Origin of the sequence: Mycobacterium sp., from assembly GCF_050701675.1 — a bacterium.
Taxonomy (GTDB): Bacteria; Actinomycetota; Actinomycetes; order Mycobacteriales; family Mycobacteriaceae; genus Mycobacterium.
Map to the genome: position 1 here is coordinate 1 of NZ_JBOGDD010000454.1, position 2,332 is coordinate 2,332.

The 2,332-nt window shown below is 66.0% G+C and carries 3 protein-coding genes; all 3 read right to left on the reverse strand.

All coding sequences use genetic code 11. The annotated features are described in order from the left end of the window. Positions 1 to 205 (reverse strand): hypothetical protein (locus ACRDUX_RS13735; protein WP_526414581.1); only part of this gene is annotated, 205 nt, incomplete at its 3' end. Between the two features lie 104 nt (positions 206 to 309). After that, on the reverse strand, positions 310 to 1,866 hold the full coding sequence (locus ACRDUX_RS13740; protein WP_526414582.1) for a GMC family oxidoreductase: 1,557 nt from the start codon (positions 1,864 to 1,866) through the stop codon (positions 310 to 312). Positions 1,867 to 1,878: 12 nt separating this feature from the next. Next, a partial coding sequence (locus ACRDUX_RS13745) for a CoA-transferase (protein ID WP_526414583.1) occupies positions 1,879 to 2,332 on the reverse strand: 454 nt, incomplete at its 5' end.

A 2,332-nucleotide genomic window follows, 5' to 3' on the forward strand; every position in this document is an offset into this window, starting at 1 on the left:
GTCCGAGTGCGAGCAGGATGGCCGGTGCTCCCGCGACCAGGATGCTGTTGAGGTTCTTGGGGGCTGCGAAGGACGGATTGACCGCAAAGCCGATCGCCAAGAGAACGACGAGCAGATACCAGACGCCGTCGATGGACGGCAGGCGGAGGCGTCCAACGAGGGGTTTCACCGCGGGAGGGGCTACGCCCTCAGTCGTCACGTTCATTCTCGGACCTCGCTGTCACGATGCACCTATCGGGAGGATAGTGCATTTATAATGCTGTATAAGTTATACATCAATCCAGGGGGAATTTCTAGGGGTTGGGCGGTTCAGCCTTGGATCAGCTTGGCGGCCCGTTCGGCCACCGCGACGACGACCGCATGCGGGTTGCCGCGCGGCACCACGGGTAACACCGAGGCGTCCACCACGCGTAGCCGCTCGGCGCCCAAAACGCGCAGCTGTGGGTCCACGACGCGGCCAAGGGCCACGGTCCCCGACGCGTGGTAGAAGGACATTGTGTGGCGAGCCGCGAACGCATCGAGCGTGCTGTCGGAACGGTCGCCGGGCACCTGTAGCGGGTGGGTGCAGAAGTCCGCAAGCTCGTCTTGGCTCGCGATGTCCATCGTCAGCCGGATACCGTCGCGGATGATGCGGCGGTCCTCGGCGTCGCGCCAGTAATCGCACCGGATGAGCGGCTTCTTCGTGGGGTCCGCGCCGGCCAGGCGCACCGCGCCCCGGGCTCTCGGCTGCAAGACGCACGGCGCAAGCCAGATGCCATCGCCGTGCACCTCGCCTCCGCCCTCGTCGATCTCGGGAAGCGGGATGCCGTGTATCTGCACGTCGGCCAGTGCACCGGTATCGCCCACCCGCGCGAATGCCGCAGCCTCGGCCCGATTGGATGCCAACGGGCCGCTGCGGTGCGCGTCATACTCCTCGATGGCGGCCGGGTCGAGGAGGTTGAGTGATCCGCCGATGGCCGATCGCCAACTGAGCGGCACCGCGGGATGGTCGCTGAGGTTGGCGCCCACCTCCTGGTTGGCGATTACCACGTCTATGCCGTGATCGTCCAGGTGGTCGGCTGGCCCCACGCCGGAGAGCTGCAGTAACTGCGGCGACGCGTAGGCCCCCGCGCTCAGCACGACCTCGCGACGTGCCCGCACCATGGCGCGGGCGCCGAAGTGCACGAACGTCACCCCAATTGCCGTCGTCGCGTGGAACTCGACCCGTTGCACCACCGCATCGGTGAGAATCGTGAGATTGCGCCGATCGGTCCACGGGTGGAGGTAGGCATCGGCCGCGGACCACCGCTGCCCGTCGCGCTGGGTCAGCTGAAACGCTCCCGCACCTAGTTGACTAGGCCCGTTGAAGTCGTCGTTTCGGGGCAAGCCCGCGGACACCGCGGCATCGACGAATGCACGCATCATGACGTTGCGCGACCGATCGTTGGATACGTGTAACGGACCGGCGTCTCCGTGAAACGGTGAAGCGCCGCGTTCGTTGTTCTCGGCGCCGATGAACTCCGGGAGCAGGGTGTCCCATCCCCACCCCGGAATGTTCCACGCATCGTAATCTGCGGCGGCCCCGCGGATGTAGATCATCCCGTTGATCGAGGACGAGCCGCCCAGCGTCTTACCCCTGGGTAGCCGCATGCGTCGACCGTTGCAGCGTTGCTCAGGCAAACTTGTGTAGTCCCAGTCGATTTCGCTGGTGGCGTGTGTCGTGTAGGCAGCGGGCAACCGGATCTCAGCTCGCGTGTCGGGGGGACCCGCCTCCACCAGCAGGACGGACAGTTCCGGGTCTGCACTGAGTCGTCCGGCGACGACGCAGCCCGCGCTACCCGCCCCGACGACGATGACGTCGTACTCGCTGGCCCACTCGCTGTGCATCTGACCGTCCGATCATTGGGCTTGGTAGGTGCCGAGGTGCTCGGCAACCGACAGGGATGCGCCGGTGATCTTCTGGACGTCGGCTCCCGACACGCCGGCCACCGTCTCAACCAGCACCAGTCCGTCGGTCGTGACGTCGATGACCGCGAGATCGGTGATGATCCGGTCGACGATCGCGCGGCCGGTCAGCGGAAGTGAGCACTCGGTGAGGATCTTGGTGCTGCCGTCCTTGGCGACGTGCTCCATGAGAACCACCAAGCGTCGCGCTCCCTGGGCCAGATCCATGGCGCCGCCCATGCCTTTGACCATGGCACCGGGCACCATCCAGTTCGCCAGGTCGCCAGTGGCCGACACCTGCATGCCGCCCAGGATTGCCAGGTCGATGAGCCCGGCCCGGATCATCCCAAAGCTCAGGGAGGAATCGCAGATCGACCCGCCTGGCAGGATCGTCACCGTCTCCTTGCCC

What these genes read in the sequence shown, in the direction of transcription:
- ACRDUX_RS13740 (WP_526414582.1), bottom strand. Translation starts at nt 1,866, where the DNA reads ATGCACAGCGAGTGGGCCAGCGAGTACGACGTCATCGTCGTCGGGGCG.